Source organism: Pseudomonas sp. HMSC066A08 (assembly GCF_001813025.1).
Lineage (GTDB): Bacteria > Pseudomonadota > Gammaproteobacteria > Pseudomonadales > Pseudomonadaceae > Pseudomonas > Pseudomonas aeruginosa.
In genome coordinates, this window is sequence record NZ_KV811245.1 from 1 (window position 1) to 24,131 (window position 24,131).

A 24,131-nucleotide genomic window follows, 5' to 3' on the forward strand; every position below is an offset into this window, starting at 1 on the left:
GGATAACGCCGGTGGCGTTATTCGCCCTACCCCCAGGCACGGATGCCCGGCCTCATTCGCCCTGCGCCAGGCCGAACGGCTTGCGACCGAGATGCTCGCGCAGCGACTCGATGAACGCCCTGACCCGCACCGGCATGTAGCGCGCCGAGGGGTACAGGGCATAGATGCCGCCCTGCGGCAGGCGCCAACCGGGCAGCAGCCGGACCAGCCGTCCGCGGGCGATCTCGCGGGCCACCAGGAAGCTCGGCAGCACGCTGACGCCGGCACCGTCGAGCACCAGGCGGTACACCGCCAGGGTGTTGTTCGCCAGCAGGCGCCCTCGGGTCTGTACCGTGGCACGCTCGCGCTGGCGTTCGAAGGTCCAGGTCCAGGGCGTGCTCAGGCGGGTATGGCCGATCCATTCGCAACGTGCCAGGTCGTACGGCTGGAGCACCGGCGGCAGGCCGGCGAGGTATCCCGGCGTCGCCACGGCAACCTGCTGGAAGTCGCACAGCTTGCTGGCATGCAGGCCGGAGTCGCGCGGCCAGCCGATACGGACCGCGAGATCGATGCGCTGACCGACCAGATCGCTGAACTGGTCATCGGCCAGCATTTCCACCTGGACCTTGGGAAACTGCCGGATGAACGCCGCGGAAACGCTGCTGATGTGCCATTTGACGAAGTCCTGCGGCGCGGTGATGCGCAACCGGCCACTGGGCTCGCCCTGCAGGTCGCGCACATCGGAGAGTGCGCCGTCCAGCTCGCCGAGCATGCGCTGGGCCACGCCGAACAGCAGTTCGCCGCGATCGGTAAGGGTCATGCGCCGGGTGGTACGGGTCAGCAACTGGATCCCGAGATCGGCCTCCAGGCGTCGCAACTGCTCGCTGAGTAGCGATTTCGACAAGCCCAGGGCCTCCGCCGCGGCGGTGAAGCTGTTGTGTTCGGCGACGGCGACGAAGGCATACAAGTGATTCAGGTTCAGATGATTCAATCGCTCCAGGGCGGCGCTCATCCTGTCATTCCTTAGCCGGGAAGTGGGTCCGGACGGGTCTTGTCGAAAAAATCCTGCTGCGACGGAACGGCGGCATTCGGCAGGACCCGCAACGATCGGTGAGCGTGATGACGCGACCGGGCGGTCAGGTCGTCGATAAAGACCGCCAGGAGCGCATAAGTTTCAGCGCGCCACCTTCGTTTTCCGATAAATGAGAACTGCTTCAGACGGTCGGCCGGGTGCTTTTCATCTCAGCGAAGCTCGCCTGATTGATCGCTTTCTACCGACAAACCCTTCTTAAAGTAGTTTCTCAAGTATTGGACAAACTTCCTTTTTATTTATGGAGATATGGTACATTCATTCCATTCGACATTAATAATTGCAAACCATCATTCGAAACGATTATTCGGTTTTCATGAACAACGTCCTGGCCTCATGCCTGGCTCGGCCTCGGCAGGCGTTTTTTTCCCGTTGACGGGCATCGGCCTTCTGGTATTTTCTGAAACCGGTTTCAGCTCCTGGCATCCGCTGGCGAAGACCAGCCGGACACACCAATAAGAACAGCACCAAGAGGTACCAGGTCCGTGAATGGTTCAGTACTGCCCAGCCGTGGCCGCGTCACCATCAACCAGGTGGCCGAGGCCGCCGGCGTCTCCAAGGCCAGCGTGTCGCGCTATATCGGCGGCGACCGCCAGTTGCTCGCCGATGCCACCGCCCGACGCATCGAGCGCGCCATCGACCAGCTCGACTACCGCCCCAACCAGATGGCTCGCGGCCTCAAGCGCGGCCGCACACGGCTGATCGGAATGCTGGTGGCGGACATCCTCAATCCCTACTCCGTGGCCGTCATGCATGGCGTGGAAACCGCCTGTCGCGAACACGGCTACAGCCTGGTGGTGTGCAATACCGACCGCGACGACGAGCAGGAGCGTCATCACCTGGCCGCCCTGCAGTCCTACAACGTCGAAGGACTGATCGTGAACACCCTCGGCCACCATCCCGGCGAATTGCGCGCCCTGCACCGCGAACTGCCGATGGTGCTGGTGGACCGCCAGTTGGCCGAGCTGGATACCGACCTGGTCGGCCTGGACAACGCCGACGCCGTCGAACAGGCCCTGGACCACCTGCAGCACCGCGGCTTCCGCGACATCCTACTGGTCACCGAACCGCTCGACGGCACCAGCTCGCGGATCGAGCGGGTCCAGGCCTTCAATGCCTCCATCGGCCGGCGACCGGCGCTCAAGGGCCAGGTCCTGCAGACCGACGACTTCTTCCGCGACGGGCTGCGCGCCTTCCTTTCGGCCAGCGGCCCCGGGCCGAAGGCGCTGTTCACCTGCAACGGCGTCGCCACCCTCTGCGCCACCCGCCAACTGCGCGACCTCGGCTGCCGGCTGTTCGATGAGGTCGGCCTGCTGGCCCTGGACGAACTCGACTGGTACCCACTGGTGGGCAGCGGCATCACCGCTCTCGCCCAACCCACCGACGAAATCGGCCGCACCGCCTTCGAGCGCCTTCTGGCGCGACTCGAAGGCGACCGCGAGCCGGCGCGCCGGGTGACCTTTCCGGCGCAACTGATCGTTCGCGGCTCGACCCATCCACGCGGCTAGCGGCCTGCCGCCGGCGCGTTGCCGGCGGCTTTCGCACGGCCTGAAATGAAACCGGTTTCAGAGGATCGCCAATGTCTCTTCACCCCGTCTCCATCAGTCTTTCCAGCTACGGCGCGGACCTCGTTCGCAGTCGCGGCCAGGCCAGCTTCCTGCCCCTGCTGGCGATGGCCGGCGCGCAGCGCGTGGAACTGCGCGAGGAACTCTTCGCCGGCCCGCCGGATACCGAGGCGCTGACCGCCGCCATCCAGTTGCAGGGGCTGGAGTGCGTGTTCTCCTCGCCCCTCGAGCTGTGGCGCGAAGACGGCCAGTTGAACCCCGAGCTGGAACCGACCCTGCGCCGCGCCGAAGCTTGCGGAGCCGGATGGCTCAAGGTCTCGCTCGGCCTTCTGCCGGAACAGCCCGACCTCGCCGCCCTCGGCCGGCGCCTGGCGCGCCACGGCTTGCAACTGCTGGTGGAGAACGACCAGACGCCCCAGGGCGGCCGGATCGAGGTGCTGGAACGCTTCTTCCGCCTCGCCGAACGCCAGCAGTTGGACCTGGCGATGACCTTCGACATCGGCAACTGGCGCTGGCAGGAGCAGGCGGCCGACGAAGCCGCCCTGCGCCTGGGCCGCTACGTCGGCTACGTGCACTGCAAGGCGGTGATCCGCAACCGCGACGGCAAGCTGGTCGCGGTGCCTCCGTCGGCCGCCGACCTGCAGTACTGGCAGCGCCTGTTGCAGCATTTTCCGGAAGGCGTGGCGCGGGCCATCGAATATCCGCTGCAGGGCGACGACCTGCTCAGTCTCAGCCGCCGGCACATCGCCGCCCTCGCCCGCCTCGGCCATCTCCAGGAGGAACGCCAGCATGGCTGACATCGAGATCCTCTGCTTCGGCGAGACCATGGCCATGTTCGTCGCCGAACAGCCCGGCGAACTGGATCGGGTCGAGCAGTTCGGCAAGCGCATCGCCGGCGCCGACAGCAACGTCGCCATCGGCCTCGCCCGCCTCGGCTTCGCGGTGGCCTGGCTGAGCCGGGTCGGCGACGACTCGCTCGGCCGTTTCGTACTCGACAGCCTGACTCGCGAGGGCCTCGACTGCCGCTTCGTCGAGGTCGACGCGCAAGCGCCCACCGGGTTCCAGATGAAGTCCCGCGAGGTCGATGGCGCCGACCCGCGGGTCGAGTACTTCCGCCGCGGCTCGGCGGCCAGCCGGCTGGGCCTCGCCCATATCCGCGAAGAAATGCTCGGCGCCCGCCACCTGCACGCCACCGGCATTCCGCCGGCACTCTCGGCGAGTGCCTGCGAACTGTCCCACGAACTGATGCGGCGCATGCGCGGCAGGGGCGCCAGCCTGTCCTTCGATCCCAACCTGCGGCCCTCGCTGTGGCCCAGCGAGCGCCGCATGATCGCCGAGATCAACGCCCTCGCCGCGCACGCCCACTGGGTCCTGCCGGGCCTGGAGGAAGGCCGCCTGCTCAGCGGCTGGCAGGAACCCGCGGATATCGCCGCGTTCTACCTGGACATGGGCGTCGACGCGGTGGCGATCAAGCTCGGCCCGAGCGGCGCCTACTATCGCGATGCCCACGGCGAAGGGCTGGTCCCCGGCGTGCCGGTGGCGACCGTGGTGGACACCGTGGGCGCCGGCGACGGCTTCGCGGTCGGGGTGGTCAGCGCGCTGCTGGAAGGCCTGCCGCTGCCCGACGCGGTGGCGCGCGGCAACTGGATCGGCAGCCGCGCGGTACAGGTCCGCGGCGACATGGAGGGGCTGCCGAAACGCAGCCAACTGCTCGACCGCGAGCGCCGCAGGAGCGCCTGAACCCGCCGCCCACGCGGCACCTGTTGCGACAAGAACAAGACAAGCTCAGGAGATACCCGACCATGACCATGCCTCGCCTCGCCAGCAGCCGCTGGTGGTACATCATGCCGATCGTTTTCGTCACCTACAGCCTGGCCTACCTGGACCGCGCCAACTACGGCTTCGCCGCCGCCTCCGGGATGGCCGACGACCTGCGGATCACCCCCGGGCTGTCCTCGCTGCTGGGCGCGCTGTTCTTCCTCGGTTACTTCTTCTTCCAGGTGCCGGGGGCGATCTACGCGGAAAAGCGCAGCGTCAAGAAGCTGATCTTCGTCAGCCTGATCCTCTGGGGCGGGCTGGCCACCCTGACCGGGATGGTCGCCAACGTCTACCTGCTGATCGGCATCCGCTTCCTCCTCGGCGTGGTCGAGGCGGCGGTGATGCCGGCGATGCTGGTCTACCTCTGCCACTGGTTCACCCGCGCCGAGCGCTCGCGGGCGAACACCTTCCTGATCCTCGGCAACCCGGTGACCATCCTCTGGATGTCGGTGGTCTCGGGCTACCTGGTGGAGCATTTCAGCTGGCGCTGGATGTTCATCATCGAAGGCCTGCCGGCGGTGATCTGGGCCTTCATCTGGTGGCGCCTGGTGGATGACCGCCCGCGCCAGGCCGCCTGGCTGAGCGGCTCGGAAAAACGCGACCTGGAAGACGCCCTGGCCGCCGAGCAGCAGGGCATCAAGCCGGTGAAGAACTACCGCGAGGCGTTCCGTTCGCCAAAGGTCATCGTCCTCTCGCTGCAGTATTTCTGCTGGAGCATCGGCGTCTACGGCTTCGTCCTCTGGCTGCCGTCGATCCTCAAGCACGGCGCCAACATCGACATCATCGAAGCCGGCTGGCTGTCGGCGCTGCCCTACCTGGCGGCGGTGATCGCCATGCTCGGGGTGTCCTGGGCCTCGGACCGGTTGCAGAAACGCAAGCGTTTCGTCTGGCCGCCGCTGCTCATCGCGTCCATCGCCTTCTACGGTTCCTACGCCCTCGGCAGCGAGCACTTCTGGCTGTCCTACGCCCTGCTGGTGCTGGCCGGGGCCTGCATGTACGCGCCCTACGGACCGTTCTTCGCCATCGTCCCGGAAGTCCTCCCGGCCAACGTCGCCGGCGGCGCCATGGCGCTGATCAACAGCATGGGCGCGCTGGGCTCGTTCTCCGGCTCCTGGCTGGTCGGCTACCTGAACGGTATCACCGGCGGGCCCGGGGCTTCCTACCTGTTCATGAGCGGAGCGCTGCTGCTGTCGGTGCTGCTCACCGTATTCCTCAACCCGCACGCCGACAAGCGCGAGCCCGATGCCGGTCGCGCACACGCCTCGCGGCGGGCGGCGCCGGCCCACCCCTGACCGACTCCGGAGCATCCGATGAAGAAAGTGGTTCTCTACAAACGTCTCTCCGCGCCCCTGATGGAACGCCTGCGCGAACGGGTCGAGGTGCTCCTGGTCGAGGAGCCCGGCCGCGACGGCCTGGCCCGCCTGCGCGACGCCCTGCCCGAGGCCCACGGCCTGCTCGGCGCCAGCCTGCGCCTGGACGCCGGACTGCTCGACCTGGCACCGCGACTGGAAGCCATCGCCAGCGTCTCGGTGGGCGTCGACAACTATGACATCGACTACCTCGACCGCCGCGGCATCCTCCTCAGCAATACCCCCGACGTGCTCACCGAGACCACCGCCGACACCGGCTTCGCGCTGATCCTGGCGACAGCCCGGCGGGTAGTGGAACTGGCCGGCTGGGTGCGCGCCGGGGAATGGAAGAAGAGCGTCGGCGCCGCCCAGTTCGGTACCGACGTGCATGGCAAGACCCTCGGTATCGTCGGCATGGGCCGCATCGGCGAGGCCCTGGCCCGGCGCGGGCACCACGGCTTCGGCATGCGCGTGCTGTACCACAGCCATAGCCCGAAGCCCCACGTCGAAGAACGCTACGCAGCGAGCTACCGCCCCCTCGACGCGCTGCTCGAGGAATCCGACTTCGTCTGCCTGACCCTGCCGCTGACCGCCGCCACCGAAGGCCTGATCGGTGCCGCGCAGTTCGCCCGGATGCGCCCGCAGGCGATCTTCATCAACATCTCCCGTGGCCGGGTGGTCGACGAGGCGGCCCTGATCGAGGCCCTGGCCCAGCGGCGGATCCGTGCCGCCGGCCTCGACGTGTTCGAGCGCGAGCCGCTGTCTCCCGACTCGCCGCTGCTGCGCCTGCCGAACGTGGTGGCCACTCCGCACATCGGCTCGGCCACCGAGGAAACCCGCGAAGCCATGGCCCGCTGCGCGGTAGACAACCTGCTGGCCGCCCTCGCCGGCGAGCGGCCGCCGAACCTGGTCAATCCTTCGGCCTGGGCGCGACGGCAAGACGCCTGAAGGCCGCGCCGGGCCGACACCCGGCGCGCCGTTCTGCTTCACTTGCCGGTATTGGCCTGCCTGAATCCTTGCTGAAACGTTTTTTCGACGTGACACATGAACTTATAATTAGCCTGCTAATCATTATCAGAAAGACCAAACCGTGATGATCCAGAGAGGACCCCACCATGCCCGATGACAAGGCCGTCAACGGCCGCCGCGACTTCCTGCGCAAGACCCTGACCGTGATTCCGGCGGTGACCCTGGCCGGCTATGGCGTCGGCCATGCCATGCAGACGCCCGCCGCCGAGCAGGACAAACCCCGCGAACGCTACCAGCCTCGCTTCTTCACCAACGCCGAATGGGCTTTCGTCAACGCCGCGGTGGCGCGACTGATCCCCAGCGACGACAACGGCCCCGGCGCCATCGAGGCCGGGGTGCCGGAGTTCATCGACCGACAGATGGAGACCCCCTACGGGCACGGCGCACTCTGGTACATGCAGGGGCCGTTCGTCACCGACGCCGCGCCGGAGTTCGGCCATCAGTTGAAGCTGGTGCCACGCGACATCTACCGGGTCGGCATCGCCGCCCTGGAACGCTGGAGCAAGGCCAACCAGGGCAAGCCGTTCGCCGAGCTGGAGCCGTCGGCGCAGGACGACATACTGCAACGCCTGGAAGCCGGCCAGATCGACCTGCAGGACCTGCCGGCCAAGCTGCTCTTCGGCCAGTTGCTGCAAAACACCCACGAAGGCTTCTTCTCCGATCCGCAGCACGGCGGCAATCGCGGCCTGGTGGGCTGGAAGCTGGTCGGTTTCCCCGGCGCCCGCGCCGACTTCATGGACTGGGCCGACCGCGGCGAGAAGTATCCCTTCCCGCCGGTGGCGATTTCCGGCGAGAGGGGTTGAACATGGCGACGACACTCAAACCGGTGGACGCGGTGGTGGTCGGCTTCGGCTGGACCGGAGCGATCCTGGCCAAGGAACTGACCGAGGCCGGGCTCAACGTGGTGGCGCTGGAACGTGGCGAGAACCGCGATACCTATCCCGACGGCGCCTACCCGAACACCCTCGACGAGCTGACCTACAACACACGCGGCAAGCTGTTCCAGAATCTCTCCAAGAGCACCGTGAGCATCCGCCACGGGATCAACGACACCGCGCTGCCCTACCGCCAGCTCTCCGCCTTCCTTCCCGGCGACGGCGTCGGTGGCGCCGGCCTGCACTGGTCCGGCGTGCATTTCCGGATCATGCCCGAGGAACTGCGCCTGCGCAGCCACTACGAGGAACGCTACGGCAAGAAATTCATCCCCGAAGGCATGACCATCCAGGACTACGGGGTCAGCTACGAGGAGCTGGAACCGCACTTCGATTTCGCCGAGAAGGTCTTCGGCACCTCCGGCACCGCGCATACGGTCAAGGGCCAGGTGGTCGGCAAGGGCAATCCGTTCGCCGCCGACCGCTCGGACGACTTCCCGCTGCCGGCGCTGCGCCAGGTGTACTCCGCGCAACTGTTCCGCAAGGCCGCCGAGGAACTCGGCCTGCACCCCTACGACCTACCGGCGGCCAACGCTTCGGGGCCCTGGACCAACCCCTACGGGGTGCAGATGGGGCCGTGCAACTTCTGCGGCTTCTGCAGCGGCTACGCCTGCTACATGTACTCCAAGGCCTCGCCGAACCTGAACATCCTCCCGGCGCTGCGCCAGACCCCGCTGTTCGAACTGCGCGCCAACTGCAACGTGCTCAAGGTCAACCTCGACAGCGACGGCAGGCAAGCCACCGGAGTGACCTACGTCGACGCCCAGGGGCGCGAGATCGTGCAGCCGGCGAAGCTGGTGATCATCAGCGCCTTCCAGTTCCACAACGTGCGCCTGCTGCTGCTCTCCGGCATCGGCAAGCCCTACGACCCGCGCACCGGCGAGGGCGTGGTGGGGAAGAACTTCGCCTACCAGAACATGGCCACCATCAAGGCGTTCTTCGACAAGGACGTGCATACCAACCCCTTCGTCGGCACCGGCGGCGGCGGCGTGGCGGTGGACGACTTCAACGCCGACAACTTCGACCACGGACCGCTGGGCTTCGTCGGCGGCTCGCCGATGTGGGTCAACCAGGCCGGCTCCAAGCCGATCGGCGGCCTCTCCGTGCCGCCCGGCACGCCGAGCTGGGGCAGCGGCTGGAAACAGGCGGTCAAGGACGCCTACACGCACACCGTGTCGATGGACGCCCACGGCAGCAACATGACCTACCGCGACAACTACCTCGACCTCGACCCGACCTACAAGGACGCCTACGGCCAGCCGCTGCTGCGCATGACCTTCGACTGGAAGGACAACGAGATCCGCATGAGCCGCTACGTCACCGAGCACATGCGCAAGATCGCCGAGGCGATGAACCCGAAGGCCATCTCGGTGAGCGTCAAGAACTTCGGCGACCACTTCAATACACGGGTCTACCAGACCACCCACCTGCTCGGCGGGGCGATCATGGGCAGCGATCCGAAGACCAGCGTGCTCAACCGCTACCTGCAGAGCTGGGACGTGCACAACGTCTTCGTCATGGGCGCCTCGGCCTTCCCCCAGGGCACCGGCTACAACCCCACCGGACTGGTGGCGGCGCTGGCCTACTGGTCGGCCAAGGCGATCCGCGAGCAATACCTGAAGAACCCCGGTCCGCTGGTGCAGGCATGAGGAGCGCAACGATGAAACCGACAGCCTTCCTCGCCCTCTCCGCCCTCGCCTGCGGCATCGCCCAGGCCGCCGCAGCGCCGGACCCGGCCCTGGTCAGGCAGGGCGAATACCTGGCCCGCGCCGGCGATTGCGTGGCCTGCCACACCGCCAGGGACGGCAAGCCGTTCGCCGGGGGCCTGCCGATGGAAACGCCGATCGGCGCGGTGTACTCGACCAACATCACCCCGGACCGCAAGACCGGCATCGGCGACTACAGCTTCGAGGACTTCGACCGCGCCGTGCGCCACGGCGTGGCCAGGTCCGGCGACACGCTCTACCCGGCGATGCCCTACCCGTCCTACGCACGAGTCAGCGAAGCGGACATGCGCGCCCTCTACGCCTACTTCATGCATGGCGTGGAGCCGGTGGAGCAGCCCAACAAGGCCAGCGACATCCCCTGGCCGCTGTCGATGCGCTGGCCGCTGGCATTCTGGCGCTGGACCTTCGCTCCCGAGGTGAAGGACTTCCAGGCCGCCGCCGGGCAGGACCCGGTGCTGGCGCGCGGCGCCTACCTGGTCGAAGGCCTTGGCCACTGTGGCGCCTGCCATACCCCGCGTGGGCTGGGCATGCAGGAGAAGGCCCTGGCGGCGAGCGATGGCGCGGCCTACCTGTCCGGCAGCGCGCCGCTGGAGAACTGGATCGCCAAGAGCCTGCGCGGCGACCACCGGACCGGACTGGGCAGCTGGAGCGAAGCCGACCTGGTCAGCTTCCTGCGTACCGGCCGCAGCGAGCGCAGCGCGGTGTTCGGCGGCATGTCCGACGTGGTGGTGCACAGCATGCAGTACATGACCGACGCCGACCTCACCGCCATCGCCCGCTACCTCAAGTCGCTGCCGCCGGCGGACCCCGCCGACCAGCCGCACGTCTACGACGAGAGCGTGGCCCAGGCGCTGTTCCACGGCGACGACAGCAAGACCGGCGCGGCGCTCTACGTCGACAACTGCGGGGCCTGCCACCGCACCGACGGCAAGGGCTATGCGCGGGTCTTCCCGGCCCTGGCCGGCAACCCGGTGGTGACCGGCGGCGACCCGACTTCCCTGGTGCACATCGTGCTCAAGGGCGGCACCCTGCCGGCCACCCACCAGGCACCGTCGAGCTTCACCATGCCGCCGTTCGGCTGGCGGATGAACGACCAGGAGATCGCCGACGTGGTCAACTTCATCCGCACCAGCTGGGGCAACCAGGCGCCAAGCGTCAGCGTCGACGAGGTCAAGCGCCTGCGCAAGGACACCGGCGCGGCGGCGGTGGGCGACATTCCGCCGCCGGGACCGGCCGCGGCGGATCGCGGATGAACGCCAGGCCGTCCCCGTAGAAGCGCTCCAGTCCCTGTCCCGCAGCGCCATACCCGCGCTCGCGGGACCGGGCCGGGAGAGGGAACGCGCAGTACCGGGCACGGCCAGCGCCCTCACCCCTCATTCATCTCCCAAGCGCACATGCCGCCCCAGCTCGTCGAACAACGCGACCACCGAGCGCAACGCCCGGCAGTCCGGACGGGTCAGCAGCCACAAGGCGCTGGCGCAGCCCTCGAGGTCGGCGTCCAGTACCCGCAGGCCGTCGCCGTCGCGTAGCAGGTAGGCGGGGATCGCCGCCAGGCCGAGGCCGGCGCGGGCCATCTCGGCGACCGCCAGCACGCCGTTGCAGCGGTAGGCCGGCAATACCCCGGGATAGTGTCGACGACGCCAGACCACGCTCGGGTGGTCGGGAAGGAAATCGTCCGGGGCGATCCAGTGCAGCATGGCGGGCTCCGCCGCGTCGCGGCCCTCCAGGTAGCGTTCGCTGGCGCAGAGCACGTAGCGCACCTCGCCGAGGTTGCGCCCGACCAGGTGTTCCGGCGGCGTGCGGGTCATGCGCAGGGCGATGTCGGCGTCGCGCCGGCTGAGGTTGGCAAAGTCGTTGGAGGTCGCCAGCTCCAGTTGCAGGGCCGGATAGCTAGGCATGAAGCGCGCCAGCGCCGGCAGCAGCAGGCCATGCAGGACGGCGTCGGAGCAGGTCAGGCGCACGGTACCGCTGAGCACCTCGCGCTCCAGTTCGAGGCCGATGCGCGCCGCCTCCAGCGCCTGCTCCGCCAGTTCCGCCTGCTGCGCCAGGCGGCGGGCGGTCTGGTTCGCCAGGTAGCCGCTGCGGCTCTTGTCGAACAACGCCTTGCCGAGGTTCTTCTCCAGCCGGCGGATGGCCCGGAAGACCGTCGACACATCGACCCTGAGCAACTCCGCGGCCCGTGCCAGGCTGCCGCCGCGAACCAGGGCGAGGACCAGGGCGAGATCGGCATGGTCCAGGCGATATTGCAGCGGTGCATTCATCTTTTGCATTGGCGCCGATATCGAGTGCGGAAACGCAACTATAGAGTGAGCGCCAGGGCCCGCCAACCGGCGTGGCGAAACTGGAGCGAAAACGGATGTCCACCCCTCCCGCGACGCCGCTGCGCATTGCCCTGGTCGGCGACCACGACCCGCACATCACCGCCCACCGGGCGATTCCCCTGGCCCTGCGCCTGGCCGGCGAGGCGCTCGGCCTGGAGATCGCATTCGACTGGCTGGCCAGCGACCGCCTGCCCGCCGAGCCGGCGCTGGAACGCTATGACGGGTTCTGGTGCGTGCCGGGCAGCCCCTATCGCGACACCGACGCGGTGCTACGCCTGATCGCCCATGCCCGGGGCCGGCGCCGGCCGTTCCTCGGTACCTGCGCCGGCTTCCAGCACACGATCCTCGAGTTCGCCCGCAACGCCCTCGGCTGGCAGGCGGCGGCCCATGGCGAGGAGCATCCGCACAGCGACCAGGCGGTGATCGCCGCCCTGCCCTGCGCCCTGCTCGAAGCCCGCGAGGAAGTCCGCCTGCTGCGCGGCTCGCGCCTGGCCCTGGCGTATGCCGCCGACTGGATCGAGGCGGACTACCATTGCCGCTACGCAATCGCCCCGCGCTTCGCCGCGGAACTTACCGGCGGCGCACTGCGGGCCAGCGCCTGGAGCGCCGACGGGGCGATCCGCGCGGTGGAGCTGGAACAGCATCCGTTCTTCGTCGCCACCCTGTTCCAACCCGAGCGGGCAGCCCTGGGCGGCGTCCTGCCGCCACTGCCGAAGGCATTCGTCGAGGCGTGCCGGACGCAGCGCCGCGACCGCCCGCGGCGCGGCCCGACACCTTATTACGCAGTGATCTTCAGCTCCCATCGCAGCGCCGTCGACGACGGCTACGCCGAAGCGGCCGAGCGCATGCTGGAACTGGCCAGCCGCCAGCCGGGCTATCTCGGCGTGGAGTCGGCCCGCGGCGCCGACGGTTTCGGCATCACCGTGTCCTACTGGGACAGCGAGGCGGCGATCCGTGCCTGGAGCCGCCACGCGGAGCACCGCGACGCCCAGGCGCGCGGCCGGCGCGACTGGTACGCCGGTTTCAGCGCGCGGATCGCCCGGGTCGAACGCGAATACGCCTTCCCGGCTCAGCCGGACACCGCGCAGTCTCCGGCCTCGTCCTGAGCCAGCACCCGGAAGCAGGCCAGGGCCAGCAGCCAGGCCAGCCAGCCGGCGCCGACCGCGACGAGGAAACCGCTGGCGGCGCCGTAGCCCTCCACCACCCAACCGGCCAGCGCCGAGCCCAGGGCCATGCCGATGCCCAGCCCGGTGATGGCCCAGGTCAGGCCTTCGGTGAGGCGCGCCGGGTCCACCGCGCGCTCGACCAGGCCCATGGCCAGGATCATCGTCGGCGCCACGCTGAAACCGGCCACCAGCACGGTCAGGGCAAGCGCGAGGATGCTCTCCACCCCTAGCAGCGGCACCAGGCTCAGGGCCATCAGCGTAACCATGCAGAGCAGTTGCCGGGAAAGCGCCAGGCGCCAGCGCAGCAGCCCGAACAGCAATCCCGCGAGACATGAGCCGACGGCATAGACCGACAACACCAGGCTTGCCGCCGCCTTGTTGCCGTGCGCCTCGGCGAAGGCCACGCTGACCACTTCCACCGCGCCGAAGATCACTCCGATGGCGGCCAGCACCAGCGCCAGCACGCGTACCGCCGGATAGGCCAGCGCGCTGCCGGCGCGGCGCCGCGGATGGGCATGCAGCGGCGGTTCGGTGCCGCGTTGCAGGCTGAACAGGCCCACCCCGGCGACCAGGAACAGCGTCGCCAGCAGCGGCCCCGCCTCGGCGAACCAGCCGACGCTGAGGCTCACCGCCAGCACCGGCCCGATGATGTAGCACACCTCGTCCATCACCGATTCGAAGGAAAACGCCGTGTGCAGCTTCGGCGAGCCCCGGTACAGCTCGGTCCAGCGCGCCCGCACCATGGCCGGCATGCTCGGCATCGCCCCGGCGAGCAGGGCGAACAGGTAGAGCCAGGCATTCGGCGCTCGATAGTGCGTACACAGCAACAGCGCGCTCATCGCCAGGGCGCTGGCCAGCGCGGCCGGGAGCAGCACCCGGCCCTGGCCGAAGCGGTCCACCAGGCGCGATACCTGCGGCGCGAGCAAGGCATTGCAGAACACGAAGGTGGCCGCCACGGTACCGGCCAGCCAGTAGTCGGCATGCACCTGGGAAAGCATGGTGACGATGCCCAGGCCGGTCATCGACAGGGGCATCCGCGCCAGCAGGCCGGCGGCTGAAAAGCCCTTGGCGCCGGGCGCGGCGAACAGTTCGAGATAGGGGTTGCTCATGGAAAGCCTCGGCTGGCCGGCTCCAGCGGAACCGGCGACGACGGGAGAAGACGAAATTAACATACGCTGCGTATGTGAAAAATCATGGAGACATACGCAGCGTATGTCAATTATCCTGAAGCCCCTTCGCCACCCGGAGACCTCGCATGGCCCGCAAGCCTCGCGCCGAGATGATCGAGGAAACCCGCGCCAAGCTGATCGACGCCGCGCGCCGAGCGTTCGCCGACAACGGCTACGCCGGCGCCTCGATGGACGAACTGACCGCCAGCGCCGGCCTCACCCGCGGCGCGCTGTATCACCACTTCGGCGACAAGAAAGGCCTGCTGGCCGCGGTGGTGCAGCAGATCGACGACGAGATGAATCTTCGCCTCGGCGCCATCCTGGCTGCCGGCGAGGACCTCTGGAGCGGCTTCCGTGCCTACAACCGGGCCTACCTGGAAATGGCCCTGGAAGCGGAAATCCAGCGCATCGTCCTGCGCGATGCCCCGGCCATCCTCGGCAGCCCCAGCAGCGAGGCCAGCCAACTGCGCTGCCTAAGCTCGATGACCGGGCAACTGCGCGAACTGATGGACAGCGGGCAGGTCCGCCGCACCGACGCCGAGGCCCTGGCCTGGCTGCTCAACGGCGCGCTGGTGGACGCCGCCCTGCGTATCGCCAACGCCGAACACCCGCCGGAGAGCCTGGCCAGGGCCTGTCAGGCCCTGGACGTGCTGCTCGACGGCCTGCTCATGGAGTGAAAAGCCAATGGACTACCGCATCAGAACCAGCCGCGACGAGGACGCCGCGCTGCTCCCGGCCATCGAGCGCTCGGCCGGGGAAAGCTTCCGCCTGCTGCCCGAGCTGGCCTGGATCGCCGACGCCGGGGTCGCCGGGGTGGACTTCCATCGCCGCCTGATCGAGCGCGGCAGCCACTGGCTGGCGGAAGACGCCGATGGCCAGCCGGTCGGTTTCCTCGCCGCCGAACGCTGCGCCGACGAGTTGCACATCGCCGAGTTGTCCATCGCCCAGGCCCACCAGCAACAGGGCCTGGGCCGCCGCCTGCTGGAGCGCGCGGTGACCTACGCCCACGCCAGCCACTGCCGGGCGCTGACCCTGACGACCTTCTGCGACGTGCCCTGGAACGCGCCCTTCTACGCACGCCTGGGCTTCCAGCGGCTGACCTGGCAGGAAGCCGGCGAGCGCCTGCGCGCGATCCTCGGCCACGAGCAGGAGATCGGCTTCGCCGCCGACAGCCGCTGCGCGATGCGCCTGGTGCTCTAGACGGCGGCAAAGGGCTTGACCGGCGGGGGGCGGGGGACGGTACAGTTGCCAACTGCAACAGGATGTTTCAGCACTGCCCCGGACGGGCTTCCGGTCTCCCACTTCCCAGTGTGCCCTTGCATGAGCAGCCAACGCCGAAACTACCGCTTCATCCTTGTCGTCACCCTGTTCATCCTCGCCTCCCTGGCCGTCTCCGGACGGCTGGTCTATCTCCAGGTCCACGACCACGAATTCCTCGCCGACCAGGGCGACCTCCGCTCGATCCGTGACCTGCCGATCCCGGTCACCCGCGGCATGATCACCGACCGCAACGGCGAGCCGCTGGCGGTATCCACCGAAGTCGCGTCGATCTGGTGCAACCCCAGGGAAATGGCCGCCCACCTCGACGAGGTGCCACGCCTGGCCGGGGCCCTGCACCGCCCGGCGGCGCCGCTGCTGGCCCAGCTCCAGGCCAACCCGAACAAGCGCTTCCTCTACCTCGAGCGCGGCCTGTCGCCGATCGAGGCCAGCGAGGTGATGGCCCTGGGCATAACGGGCGTACACCAGATCAAGGAATACAAGCGCTTCTACCCCAGTTCCGAGCTGACCGCGCAGTTGATCGGCCTGGTCAACATCGACGGCCGCGGCCAGGAAGGCACCGAACTGGGCTTCAACGACTGGCTGAGCGGCAAGGACGGGGTACGCGAGGTGGCGATCAACCCGCGCGGCTCGCTGGTCAACAGCATCAAGGTGCTGAAGACGCCCAAGGCCAGCCAGGACGTGGCCCTGAGCATCGACCTGCGACTACAGTTCATCGCCTACAAGGCGCTGGAAAAGGCCGTGCTCAAGTTCGGCGCGCACTCCGGCTCGGCGGTCCTGGTGAACCCGAAGAGCGGGCAGATCCTGGCGATGGCCAACTTCCCCTCCTACAACCCGAACAACCGCGCCAGCTTCGCTCCGGCCTTCATGCGCAACCGCACCCTCACCGATACCTTCGAGCCGGGCTCGGTGATCAAGCCGTTCAGCATGTCGGCGGCGCTGGCCTCCGGCAAGTTCGACGAGAACAGTCAAGTCAGCGTGGCACCGGGCTGGATGACCATCGACGGGCACACCATCCACGACGTCGCCCGGCGCGACGTACTGACCATGACCGGGGTGCTGATCAACTCCTCGAACATCGGCATGAGCAAGGTCGCCCTGCAGATCGGGCCCAAGCCGATCCTCGAACAGCTCGGCCGGGTCGGTTTCGGCGCGCCGCTGTCGCTGGGCTTCCCCGGCGAGAACCCGGGCTACCTGCCGTTCCACGAGAAATGGTCGAACATCGCCACCGCCAGCATGTCGTTCGGCTACAGCCTGGCGGTGAACACCGCCGAGCTGGCCCAGGCCTACTCGGTGTTCGCCAACGACGGCAAGCTGGTGCCCCTCAGCCTGCTCCGCGACAACCCGCAGAACCAGGTGCGCCAGGCGATGGACCCGCAGATCGCACGGCGCATCCGGGCGATGCTGCAAACCGTGGTGGAAGACCCGAAGGGCGTGGTCCGCGCCCGCGTGCCGGGCTACCACGTGGCGGGCAAGAGCGGCACCGCGCGCAAGGCCTCGGGCCGGGGCTACGCGGACAAGTCCTACCGTTCGCTGTTCGTCGGCATGGCGCCGGCATCCGACCCGCAACTGGTGCTGGCGGTGATGATCGATTCGCCGACCAGGATCGGCTACTTCGGCGGCCTGGTCTCGGCGCCCACCTTCAGCGACATCATGGCCGGATCGCTACGCGCCCTGGCGATCCCGCCGGACAACCTGCAGGACAGCCCGGCCGTCGCCGACCGCCAGCACCACGGCTGACCGCTACCTAGCCGTCGTGCTCGCGGCCCTCGGCGTCCAGCCAGTGCGCTCCCGGCCCCTCGGCGGAAAGCTGGTCGCCGGGGTTGCGCAACGGGCAGGCCTGGAGCGACAGGCAGCCGCAACCGATGCAGCCGTCCAGTTGGTCGCGCAACAGCAGCAGCTTGTCGATGCGCTCGGTGAGATCCTCCTTCCACTGCGCCGACAGGCGCGCCCAGTCCGCCGCGCCAGGGCTGCGCCCGGCCGGCAGGGTCTGCAGGGCGCGAGCGATCTCCGCGAGGGGAATGCCGACCCGCTGGGCGACCTTGATCACCACCACCCGGCGTAGCGTCTCGCGACTGAAGCGCCGCTGGTTGCCGGCGTTGCGCTGGCTGCTGATCAGCCCCTTGGTTTCGTAGAAATGCAGGGCGGAGACCGCCACGCCGGCACGCCTGGCCAGTTCGCCGACGCTCAGTTCACGGGATGCACAGGAGTTCTTCATGATTGGCTTGACCTCAAGTTTGCTTGAGGTTTTACCCTGGGCCGGCCCTCGACACAAGTCACCCGGAGTAACCCGCCATGCTCATCCCCTCCTCCTACTGCAGCACCGACGACCAGTGCCCGGCCGATAGCGAACGGTCTCCGTGCTTCGCGCAACTCATCGATATCGAGGTTGAACCCGCCAGCCAGTTGTCGCTGGCGCTGGAACAGAACGCGCACCTGCAACGCCTGGAACGCTGCTTCAGGAACTGCCCGGGCTACCTGTCCGCCAGCCTGCACCCCAGCGAGGACGGCCAGCACGTGCTGAACTACACCTGCTGGCGTTCACGCGAGGACTGCGAACGCGCCTGGCAGACCCGGGAGGACGCGCAAGGCCCGCTGAGCGCGGGCGTCTGGCGGCTGGGCGCGAAAAGCGTGCGTTTCGAGACCTTCCTGGTCGACGCCGAGGGCTGCTGAGCCCGCCGGCGCCGACGGCCCGTCTCAGAAGGACTTCTGCAGGGAGGCCATGTCGATCACGAAGCGATACTTCACGTCGCTGGCCAGCATTCGCTCGTAGGCCTGGTTGATCTGCTGGATCTCGATCATCTCGATGTCGCAGGCGATCCCGTGGGCCGCGCAGAAATCCAGCATTTCCTGGGTCTCGGCGATGCCGCCGATGGCCGAGCCGGCGATCGAGCGGCGTCCCATCACCAGTTGCGCACCGTGCACCGCCGGCTCCAGCGGCTCGAGCAGGCCGACCAGTACGAGGGTGCCGTCGCGCTTGAGGGTCGCCAGATAGGGATTGAGGTCGTGCTGGTGCGGCACGGTGTCCAGGATCAGGTCGAAGCGTCCGGCGACGGCGGCCATCCGCTGTGGGTCGGTGGAAAGGATCACCTGGTCGGCGCCGAGCCGCCGCGCTTCCTCTTCCTTGCCCGGCGAGCGGGTGAACAGGGCCACCTCGGCACCGAGCGCCCTGGCGAACTTCAGGCCCATGTGACCGAGGCCGCCCAGGCCGACCACCGCCACCCGGCTGCCGGGACCGACCTTCCAGTGACGCAGTGGCGAGTAGGACGTGATCCCGGCGCACAGCAGCGGCGCCGCCGCCTTCGGGTCGAGCCCCTGGGGAATGCGCAGGACGAACCTGGCCGAGACCACGATGCGCTCCGAGTAGCCGCCGAAGGTCGGCAGGCCGTCGTGGCGGTCGCGGCCGTTGTAGGTCAGGGTCGGGTATTCCGCGCAATACTGCTCGAGGCCCTCGGCGCAGGCGGCGCAGTGCCGGCAGGAGTCGACCATGCAACCGACGCCGACCAGTTCGCCGACCGCGAAACCGCTCACCGCGTCGCCGACGCTGGCGACCCGGCCAATGATCTCGTGGCCCGGCACCAGCGGGTACAGGCTGTTGTGCCATTCGTTGCGCGCCTGATGGAGGTCCGAGTGGCAGACGCCGCAGTAGAGGATGTCGATCACCAGGTCGTCGGCGCGCGGCGCGCGGCGTTCGAAGCGATGGGCGGCCAGCGGGGTGCTGGCGGACTGGGCGGCGTAACCGCGGATCTGTAGGGTCATCGGTGTGTCCTCTTCGCAGGATGGCGGGCCGCGACTGCCTGCTGGCGGCGGTCCGTTCGGGGGGCAATTGTTCGCCGGATGGGCGCCGCCGCAGAATGTCCATTCCTGTCGAAGCCTTGCCCATTCGTGCCGATGTTGCGTGCCGCCACTGCCCAGGCGCGCACGGGGTTGCTACGTTTGCCTCCCCTCCTGGAGAAACAGCCAAGGCATGAGCACTACTTCCACCGACATGGCGTCGCTGATCGCCACCCTGCAAGGCGAACCGGGTTTCGACGCCACCCGCATCCCCGGGGTCCGCCTGATGCGCGCCGAACAGGCCTATCCGCGCAGCCCGGTGTTCTACGAGCCGCGCATCTGCATCCTCGCCCAGGGCCAGAAGATCGGTTTCCTCGGCGGTGAAACCTACCGCTACGACGCCGAACGCTACCTGGTGATGTCGGTGCCCCTGCCGTTCGAATGCGAAACCCACGCCTCCGCCGCCGAGCCCTTGCTGGGAGTGAGCGTCGACGTGGAAATCGGCACCTTGAAGGAACTGCTGCTACAGATGGAAGAGGCTCCCGGCAGCGACGACGACAATGAGCTGGCGCCCAGCGCGCCGATGGCTTCGGTACCGTTGGACGCGGGGATGGCCGATGCGGTGATGCGCCTGCTGGGCTGCCTGCAGAGCCCGCTGGACAGCCATATCCTCGGCCCGCAACTGGTCCGCGAGATCATCTTCCGCGCCCTGCGCAGCGAACAGGGCAACGCCCTGCGTGCGGTGGCCGGCCGGCACAGCGGCTACGGGCGCATGGCCAGGGCCCTGCGGCGCATCCACACCGACTACGCCAGTGCGCTGGACATCGACACCCTGGCTCGCGAGGCGAACATGAGCGTGTCGACCTTCCACCACAACTTCAAGGCGATGACCTTCACCTCGCCCCTCCAGTACCTGAAGAGCGTGCGCCTGTACAAGGCCTGGAGCCTGATGGTGCAGGACGGGCTGAACGCCAGTACCGCCGCCAACCAGGTCGGCTACGAGAGCCCTTCGCAGTTCAGCCGCGAGTTCAAGCGCTACTTCGGGCGCACGCCGAGCGAGGAAGTCCAGGCCGCCCGCCGCTAGCCGGCGAGATCGGGCGCGCTTGCAATATATACGGATATCCGTATATTCGACTTTCCATATATCCAGGAAGGCCCAGCGATGCCCAGCCCCGCCGAAGTGTTCAAGTGCCTGGCCGACGAGACGCGCGTTCGCGCCACCCTGCTGATCGTCGACCAGGGCGAACTGTGCGTCTGCGAACTGATGTGCGCCCTCGCCGACAGCCAGCCGAAGGTCAGCCGCCACCTGGCCCAGTTGCGCAGTGCCGGGCTGCTCCTCGACCGTCGCCAGGGCCAGTGGGTGTACTACCGCCTGAACCCGGCGCTCCCGGCCTGGATCCACGAAATCCTGCAAGTGACCCTGCGGGCCAACGGCGACTGGTTGCAAGCCGACGCCGCGCGCCTGCGCGACATGGACGGCCGCCCGCAGCGCGCCTCCGCCTGCTGCCAATAGCGCGAGCCGCCCCATGCTGATCGCCTTCGCCATCTTCCTGTTCACCCTGGTCCTGGTCATCTGGCAACCCAGAGGCCTCGGCATCGGCTGGAGCGCCAGCATCGGTGCCCTGCTCGCCCTGGCGCTGGGCAGCGTCGCGCCGGGCGACATCCCGACCGTCTGGAACATCGTCTGGAATGCCACCGCCACCTTCATCGCGGTGATCGTCATCAGCCTGCTGCTGGACGAGGCCGGCTTCTTCGAATGGGCCGCGCTGCACGTCGCGCGCTGGGCCGGCGGCGACGGCCGGCGCCTGTTCGCCTTCTGCGTGCTGCTCGGCGCGGCGGTCTCGGCGCTGTTCGCCAACGACGGCGCGGCGCTGATCCTCACGCCCATCGTGATGTCGATGCTGCTGGCCCAGCGCTTCAGCCCGGCGGCGACCCTGGCCTTCGTCATGGCGGCGGGCTTCATCGCCGACAGCGCCAGCCTGCCGCTGGTGGTCTCGAACCTGGTGAACATCGTCTCGGCCGACTACTTCGGGCTCGGCTTCGGCGAGTACGCGGCGGTGATGCTGCCGGTAAACCTGGTGAGCGTCGCGACCTCCCTGCTGGTGCTGTTCCTTTACTTCCGCCGCGACCTGCCGCCGGTCTATGCGCTGGAGCAATTGAAGCCGCCGCGGGCGGCGATCCGCGACCGCGCGACCTTCGTCGTCGGCGGCTGGATGCTGCTGGTCCTGCTCGCCGGGCTGTTCGCCCTGGAGCCGCTGGGCGTCCCCGTCAGCGCGGTGGCCGCGGCCTGTGCGGCGCTGCTGCTGGCGGTGGCCGGGCGCGGACGGGTGATCTCGACCCGGCGGGTGCTGCGCGAAGCGCCCTGGCAGATCGTGGTCTTCTCGCTGGGCATGTACCTGGTGGTCTACGGCCTGAAGAACGCCGGTCTCGCCGACCTCCTGGCGCAGCTCCTGAACCGCCTGGCCGAGCACGGCGTATGGGCGGCCGCGCTGGGTACCGGACTGCTTTCCGCCGCCCTCTCGTCGGTAATGAACAACATGCCCAGCGTGCTGCTCGGCGCCCTGTCGATCCAGGCCAGCGACACCGCCGGCGCGGTGCGCGAAGCGATGATCTACGCCAACGTCATCGGCTGCGACCTGGGTCCGAAGATCACGCCTATCGGCAGCCTGGCGACGCTGCTCTGGCTGCACGTGCTGGCGCGCAAAGGCATGCGCATCACCTGGGGCTACTACTTCAGGGTCGGCGCCCTGCTGACCCTGCCGGTCCTGCTGGCGACCCTTTCGGCCCTGGCCCTGCGCCTGGCCATCTGACGACCGCCGGCGACGGCGGCAGGAGCATCCCATGCGAGTCCTGTTCATGTGCACGGCCAACAGTTGCCGCAGCATTCTTTCCGAAGCCATGTTCAACCACCTGGCCCCGCCGGGTTTCGAGGCATGCAGCGCCGGCAGCCAGCCCAGCGGGCGGGTGCATCCGCGCAGCCTGGCGACCCTCGAACAGGCCGGCATCGCCACCCACGGCCTGTACAGCAAGGGCAGCGAAGCCTTCGAAGGCGCACCGCCGGACATCGTCATCACCGTTTGCGACGCCGCCGCGGGGGAAGCCTGCCCGCTGTATCTCGGCGCAGCGCTGAAGGCCCATTGGGGCCTGGCCGATCCCTCCGCCCTGGATGGCGACGAAGCCCTGCGGGATGCGGCGTTCCACGCCACCCTGGCACGCATCGAACAGCGTTGCCGAGCCTTCCTCGGCCTGCCCTTCGCTACCCTGGATCGCGACCAGCTCAAGCGTGAGCTGGAGCGCATCGGCTCGCTCTGACCGGAGGAAGCATGTCCGAACAACTACCCAACCTCGATCCCGCGCTGCTCGGCGACCCGCCCCCCGTCTCCGGGCACAGGCCGCGCATCCTCCTGCTCTACGGCTCGACCCGCGAGCGCTCCTTCAGCCGCCTGCTGGTGCTGGAGGCCGCACGCCTGCTCGAACGCTTCGGTGCCGAAACGCGGATTTTCGACCCTTCCGGGCTGCCATTGCCCGATGATGCACCGGTGGAGCATCCCAAGGTCCGCGAGTTGCGCGACCTGGTGCAGTGGTCGGAAGGCCAGGTCTGGTGCTCGCCCGAGCGCCACGGTGCGCTGTCCGCGGTATTCAAGGCGCAGATCGACTGGATTCCCCTGGCACTCGGGGCGGTGCGCCCGACCCAGGGCAAGACCCTGGCGGTGATGCAGGTCTGCGGCGGCTCGCAGTCGTTCAACGTGGTCAACCAGTTGCGCGTGCTGGGTCGCTGGATGCGCATGTTCACCATCCCCAACCAGTCCTCGGTTCCCAAGGCCTACCTGGAGTTCGACGAAGCGGGCCGGATGAAGCCATCGCCCTACTACGACCGGGTGGTCGACGTGATGGAGGAGTTGTTCAAGTTCACCCTGCTCCTGCGCGAGCGCACGGACTTCCTGGTGGACCGCTATTCGGAGCGCAAGGAAAGCGCCGAGCAGCTTTCCGCGCGGGTCGACCAGCGTTCGCTCTGAACCGCGTCCGCCTCACTCGCGCCCCGGCGGATGGCCGAAGCGCGCGCGGTAGGCATGGGTGAAGTTTTCCGGACTGGAGTAACCCAGGCGATAGGCTATCTGCGCGATCTGCCAGCGACCCTCGCGGACCATCTGCCGGCCGATCTCGAGACGCCGGTCGCGGACGTACTGCAACATCGAGCGACCGAACTCGTTCTTGAAAATCCGCCGCAGGGTGGTTTCGCCGACCCCCAGTTGGCGCGCCAGTTCGAGGCTGGCCGGCGGCTCACCGAGGTTCGCCTCCAGCAGGCGGCGCGCTTCATGGGCCAGGTCGCGCTGGGCGCGTGGGGTGCGCGCGCGACGAAGGTCCGCGCCGCCCAGGTAGGCGGCCAGCTCCACCAGCAGGCCCAGGGTCAGGCTCTCTTCGTGCAGGCGTCCGAGGGCGCCGCGGTATGGATTCTGGTAGAGGCGCTCGAACAGGGCGGTGATGGCGCCGCAACGGGACAACTGGGTAAAGCTCGCGCCGTCGCCCTTCAGCCGCGCCAGCGGCCGCAGGGCGCCATCGCCGGTTTCCAGTTCCTCTTCCAGATAGCTGGCGGCGATCCGCAGCCCGCCCAGGCGCACGCGGCTGCCCGCCGGCAGGATATCGAAGGCCTCCATCGGCTCGCCGGTGCCGAGCACCGAAGGACCGCCCAGGTTGTAGAGATAAGGCTCGCCGCCGTCGACGCTGTGCCGCCACTGGCCGTCGAACATCTGCACGATGCACAGGCCTTCCGGCAGCACCTTGTGGGTTCGCAGCGGCTCGGTGAAGCTCAGGTCGCAATCGAAATACTGCATCGACGGGCGCACCGTCCGCGCCTGGTAGTGACCGGTGGCGCTGCCGAGCATTTCGCGCGCGTCGAGGATCTGCGACTGGCACAGGGGCGAAGGAGCGTCGAA

General features: G+C 68.3%; 24 protein-coding genes. 18 read left to right on the forward strand and 6 right to left on the reverse strand.

Annotated features, from left to right (window positions below; all coding sequences use genetic code 11):
- Positions 1-52 precede the first annotated feature (52 nt).
- Entirely contained in the window at positions 53-991 is a 939-nt protein-coding gene (gene ptxR / locus HMPREF2886_RS02770; protein ID WP_033978855.1) for an HTH-type transcriptional regulator PtxR, read from the reverse strand.
- Positions 992-1,554: 563 nt separating this feature from the next.
- Between ptxR and ptxS the strand changes: the two genes are divergently transcribed.
- The 8 genes from ptxS (at position 1,555) to HMPREF2886_RS02810 (ending at position 10,742) form a co-directional block, all read left to right on the forward strand.
- Entirely contained in the window at positions 1,555-2,577 is a 1,023-nt protein-coding gene (gene ptxS, locus HMPREF2886_RS02775) for a transcriptional regulator PtxS (RefSeq protein WP_003113738.1), read from the forward strand.
- 71 nt (positions 2,578-2,648) lie between these two features.
- Complete coding sequence (locus HMPREF2886_RS02780; RefSeq protein ID WP_033968432.1) at positions 2,649-3,431, forward strand: sugar phosphate isomerase/epimerase family protein; 783 nt, start codon at positions 2,649-2,651, stop codon at positions 3,429-3,431.
- Positions 3,424-4,374: a sugar kinase gene (locus HMPREF2886_RS02785; protein ID WP_057388363.1), complete on the forward strand. Its 951-nt coding sequence runs from the start codon at positions 3,424-3,426 to the stop codon at positions 4,372-4,374. Before HMPREF2886_RS02780 ends, HMPREF2886_RS02785 begins: the two co-directional genes overlap by 8 nt.
- Positions 4,375-4,436: 62 nt before the next feature.
- Positions 4,437-5,744 (forward strand): MFS transporter, encoded by a 1,308-nt coding sequence (locus HMPREF2886_RS02790; protein ID WP_033968433.1) that lies wholly within the window; start codon positions 4,437-4,439, stop codon positions 5,742-5,744.
- Positions 5,745-5,762: 18 nt separating this feature from the next.
- Complete coding sequence (locus tag HMPREF2886_RS02795; protein ID WP_058018287.1) at positions 5,763-6,749, forward strand: 2-hydroxyacid dehydrogenase; 987 nt, start codon at positions 5,763-5,765, stop codon at positions 6,747-6,749.
- A 167-nt stretch (positions 6,750-6,916) separates the two neighbouring features.
- On the forward strand, positions 6,917-7,633 hold the full coding sequence (locus HMPREF2886_RS02800) for a gluconate 2-dehydrogenase subunit 3 family protein (RefSeq protein WP_033968438.1): 717 nt from the start codon (positions 6,917-6,919) through the stop codon (positions 7,631-7,633).
- Positions 7,634-7,635: 2 nt separating this feature from the next.
- Positions 7,636-9,411 carry a GMC family oxidoreductase gene (locus HMPREF2886_RS02805; protein ID WP_033978853.1) on the forward strand — a complete coding sequence of 592 codons (1,776 nt, stop codon included), beginning with the start codon at positions 7,636-7,638 and terminating at the stop codon, positions 9,409-9,411.
- 11 nt (positions 9,412-9,422) lie between these two features.
- On the forward strand, positions 9,423-10,742 hold the full coding sequence (locus tag HMPREF2886_RS02810) for a cytochrome c (RefSeq protein ID WP_070746757.1): 1,320 nt from the start codon (positions 9,423-9,425) through the stop codon (positions 10,740-10,742).
- A 120-nt stretch (positions 10,743-10,862) separates the two neighbouring features.
- On the opposite strand, the gene HMPREF2886_RS02815 is transcribed toward HMPREF2886_RS02810, so the two are convergent.
- Positions 10,863-11,759 (reverse strand): LysR family transcriptional regulator, encoded by an 897-nt coding sequence (locus HMPREF2886_RS02815; protein WP_070746759.1) that lies wholly within the window; start codon positions 11,757-11,759, stop codon positions 10,863-10,865.
- Positions 11,760-11,845: 86 nt separating this feature from the next.
- On the opposite strand from HMPREF2886_RS02815, the gene HMPREF2886_RS02820 reads away from it, so the two are divergent.
- A complete protein-coding gene (locus HMPREF2886_RS02820; RefSeq protein WP_070746760.1) occupies positions 11,846-12,916 on the forward strand; it encodes a CTP synthase C-terminal region-related (seleno)protein in 1,071 nt (356 codons plus the stop codon).
- Here HMPREF2886_RS02820 and HMPREF2886_RS02825 read toward each other — a convergent pair.
- Positions 12,880-14,085, reverse strand: coding sequence for an MFS transporter (locus tag HMPREF2886_RS02825; RefSeq protein ID WP_033978850.1), 1,206 nt, complete (start codon positions 14,083-14,085; stop codon positions 12,880-12,882). The two genes, HMPREF2886_RS02820 and HMPREF2886_RS02825, sit on opposite strands and share 37 nt — an antisense overlap.
- A 146-nt stretch (positions 14,086-14,231) precedes the next feature.
- Here HMPREF2886_RS02825 and HMPREF2886_RS02830 point away from each other — a divergent pair, with 146 nt between their 5' ends.
- The 3 genes from HMPREF2886_RS02830 to HMPREF2886_RS02840 all read left to right on the forward strand — a co-directional run bounded on the left by HMPREF2886_RS02830 (position 14,232) and on the right by HMPREF2886_RS02840 (position 17,163).
- Positions 14,232-14,822: a TetR/AcrR family transcriptional regulator gene (locus HMPREF2886_RS02830; RefSeq protein WP_034026181.1), complete on the forward strand. Its 591-nt coding sequence runs from the start codon at positions 14,232-14,234 to the stop codon at positions 14,820-14,822.
- A gap of 7 nt (positions 14,823-14,829) precedes the next feature.
- A complete protein-coding gene (locus HMPREF2886_RS02835; protein WP_003089295.1) occupies positions 14,830-15,345 on the forward strand; it encodes a GNAT family N-acetyltransferase in 516 nt (171 codons plus the stop codon).
- Between the two features lie 120 nt (positions 15,346-15,465).
- Positions 15,466-17,163 carry a peptidoglycan D,D-transpeptidase FtsI family protein gene (locus HMPREF2886_RS02840; protein ID WP_033968446.1) on the forward strand — a complete coding sequence of 566 codons (1,698 nt, stop codon included), beginning with the start codon at positions 15,466-15,468 and terminating at the stop codon, positions 17,161-17,163.
- 7 nt (positions 17,164-17,170) lie between these two features.
- Here HMPREF2886_RS02840 and soxR read toward each other — a convergent pair whose 3' ends face one another.
- Entirely contained in the window at positions 17,171-17,641 is a 471-nt protein-coding gene (gene soxR / locus HMPREF2886_RS02845; RefSeq protein ID WP_033968449.1) for a redox-sensitive transcriptional activator SoxR, read from the reverse strand.
- 77 nt (positions 17,642-17,718) lie between these two features.
- Here soxR and pumA point away from each other — a divergent pair, with 77 nt between their 5' ends.
- On the forward strand, positions 17,719-18,096 hold the full coding sequence (pumA, locus tag HMPREF2886_RS02850; RefSeq protein WP_070746762.1) for a monooxygenase PumA: 378 nt from the start codon (positions 17,719-17,721) through the stop codon (positions 18,094-18,096).
- 24 nt (positions 18,097-18,120) lie between these two features.
- On the opposite strand, the gene HMPREF2886_RS02855 is transcribed toward pumA, so the two are convergent.
- Positions 18,121-19,182 (reverse strand): NAD(P)-dependent alcohol dehydrogenase, encoded by a 1,062-nt coding sequence (locus tag HMPREF2886_RS02855; protein ID WP_070746764.1) that lies wholly within the window; start codon positions 19,180-19,182, stop codon positions 18,121-18,123.
- A 208-nt stretch (positions 19,183-19,390) separates the two neighbouring features.
- On the opposite strand from HMPREF2886_RS02855, the gene HMPREF2886_RS02860 reads away from it, so the two are divergent.
- The 5 genes from HMPREF2886_RS02860 (at position 19,391) to arsH (ending at position 23,213) form a co-directional block, all read left to right on the forward strand.
- Complete coding sequence (locus HMPREF2886_RS02860) at positions 19,391-20,281, forward strand: AraC family transcriptional regulator (protein WP_070746766.1); 891 nt, start codon at positions 19,391-19,393, stop codon at positions 20,279-20,281.
- Positions 20,282-20,359: 78 nt separating this feature from the next.
- Entirely contained in the window at positions 20,360-20,710 is a 351-nt protein-coding gene (locus tag HMPREF2886_RS02865) for a metalloregulator ArsR/SmtB family transcription factor (RefSeq protein ID WP_033978846.1), read from the forward strand.
- A gap of 13 nt (positions 20,711-20,723) precedes the next feature.
- On the forward strand, positions 20,724-22,007 hold the full coding sequence (locus tag HMPREF2886_RS02870) for an arsenic transporter (protein WP_070746768.1): 1,284 nt from the start codon (positions 20,724-20,726) through the stop codon (positions 22,005-22,007).
- A gap of 31 nt (positions 22,008-22,038) precedes the next feature.
- Entirely contained in the window at positions 22,039-22,509 is a 471-nt protein-coding gene (locus tag HMPREF2886_RS02875; RefSeq protein ID WP_003112098.1) for an arsenate reductase ArsC, read from the forward strand.
- 11 nt (positions 22,510-22,520) lie between these two features.
- Entirely contained in the window at positions 22,521-23,213 is a 693-nt protein-coding gene (arsH, locus tag HMPREF2886_RS02880) for an arsenical resistance protein ArsH (RefSeq protein WP_003117819.1), read from the forward strand.
- Positions 23,214-23,225: 12 nt separating this feature from the next.
- Here the strand turns inward: arsH and HMPREF2886_RS02885 are convergent, their stop codons facing one another.
- Complete coding sequence (locus tag HMPREF2886_RS02885; RefSeq protein ID WP_003122741.1) at positions 23,226-24,080, reverse strand: helix-turn-helix transcriptional regulator; 855 nt, start codon at positions 24,078-24,080, stop codon at positions 23,226-23,228.
- Between the last annotated feature and the right edge of the window lie 51 nt (positions 24,081-24,131).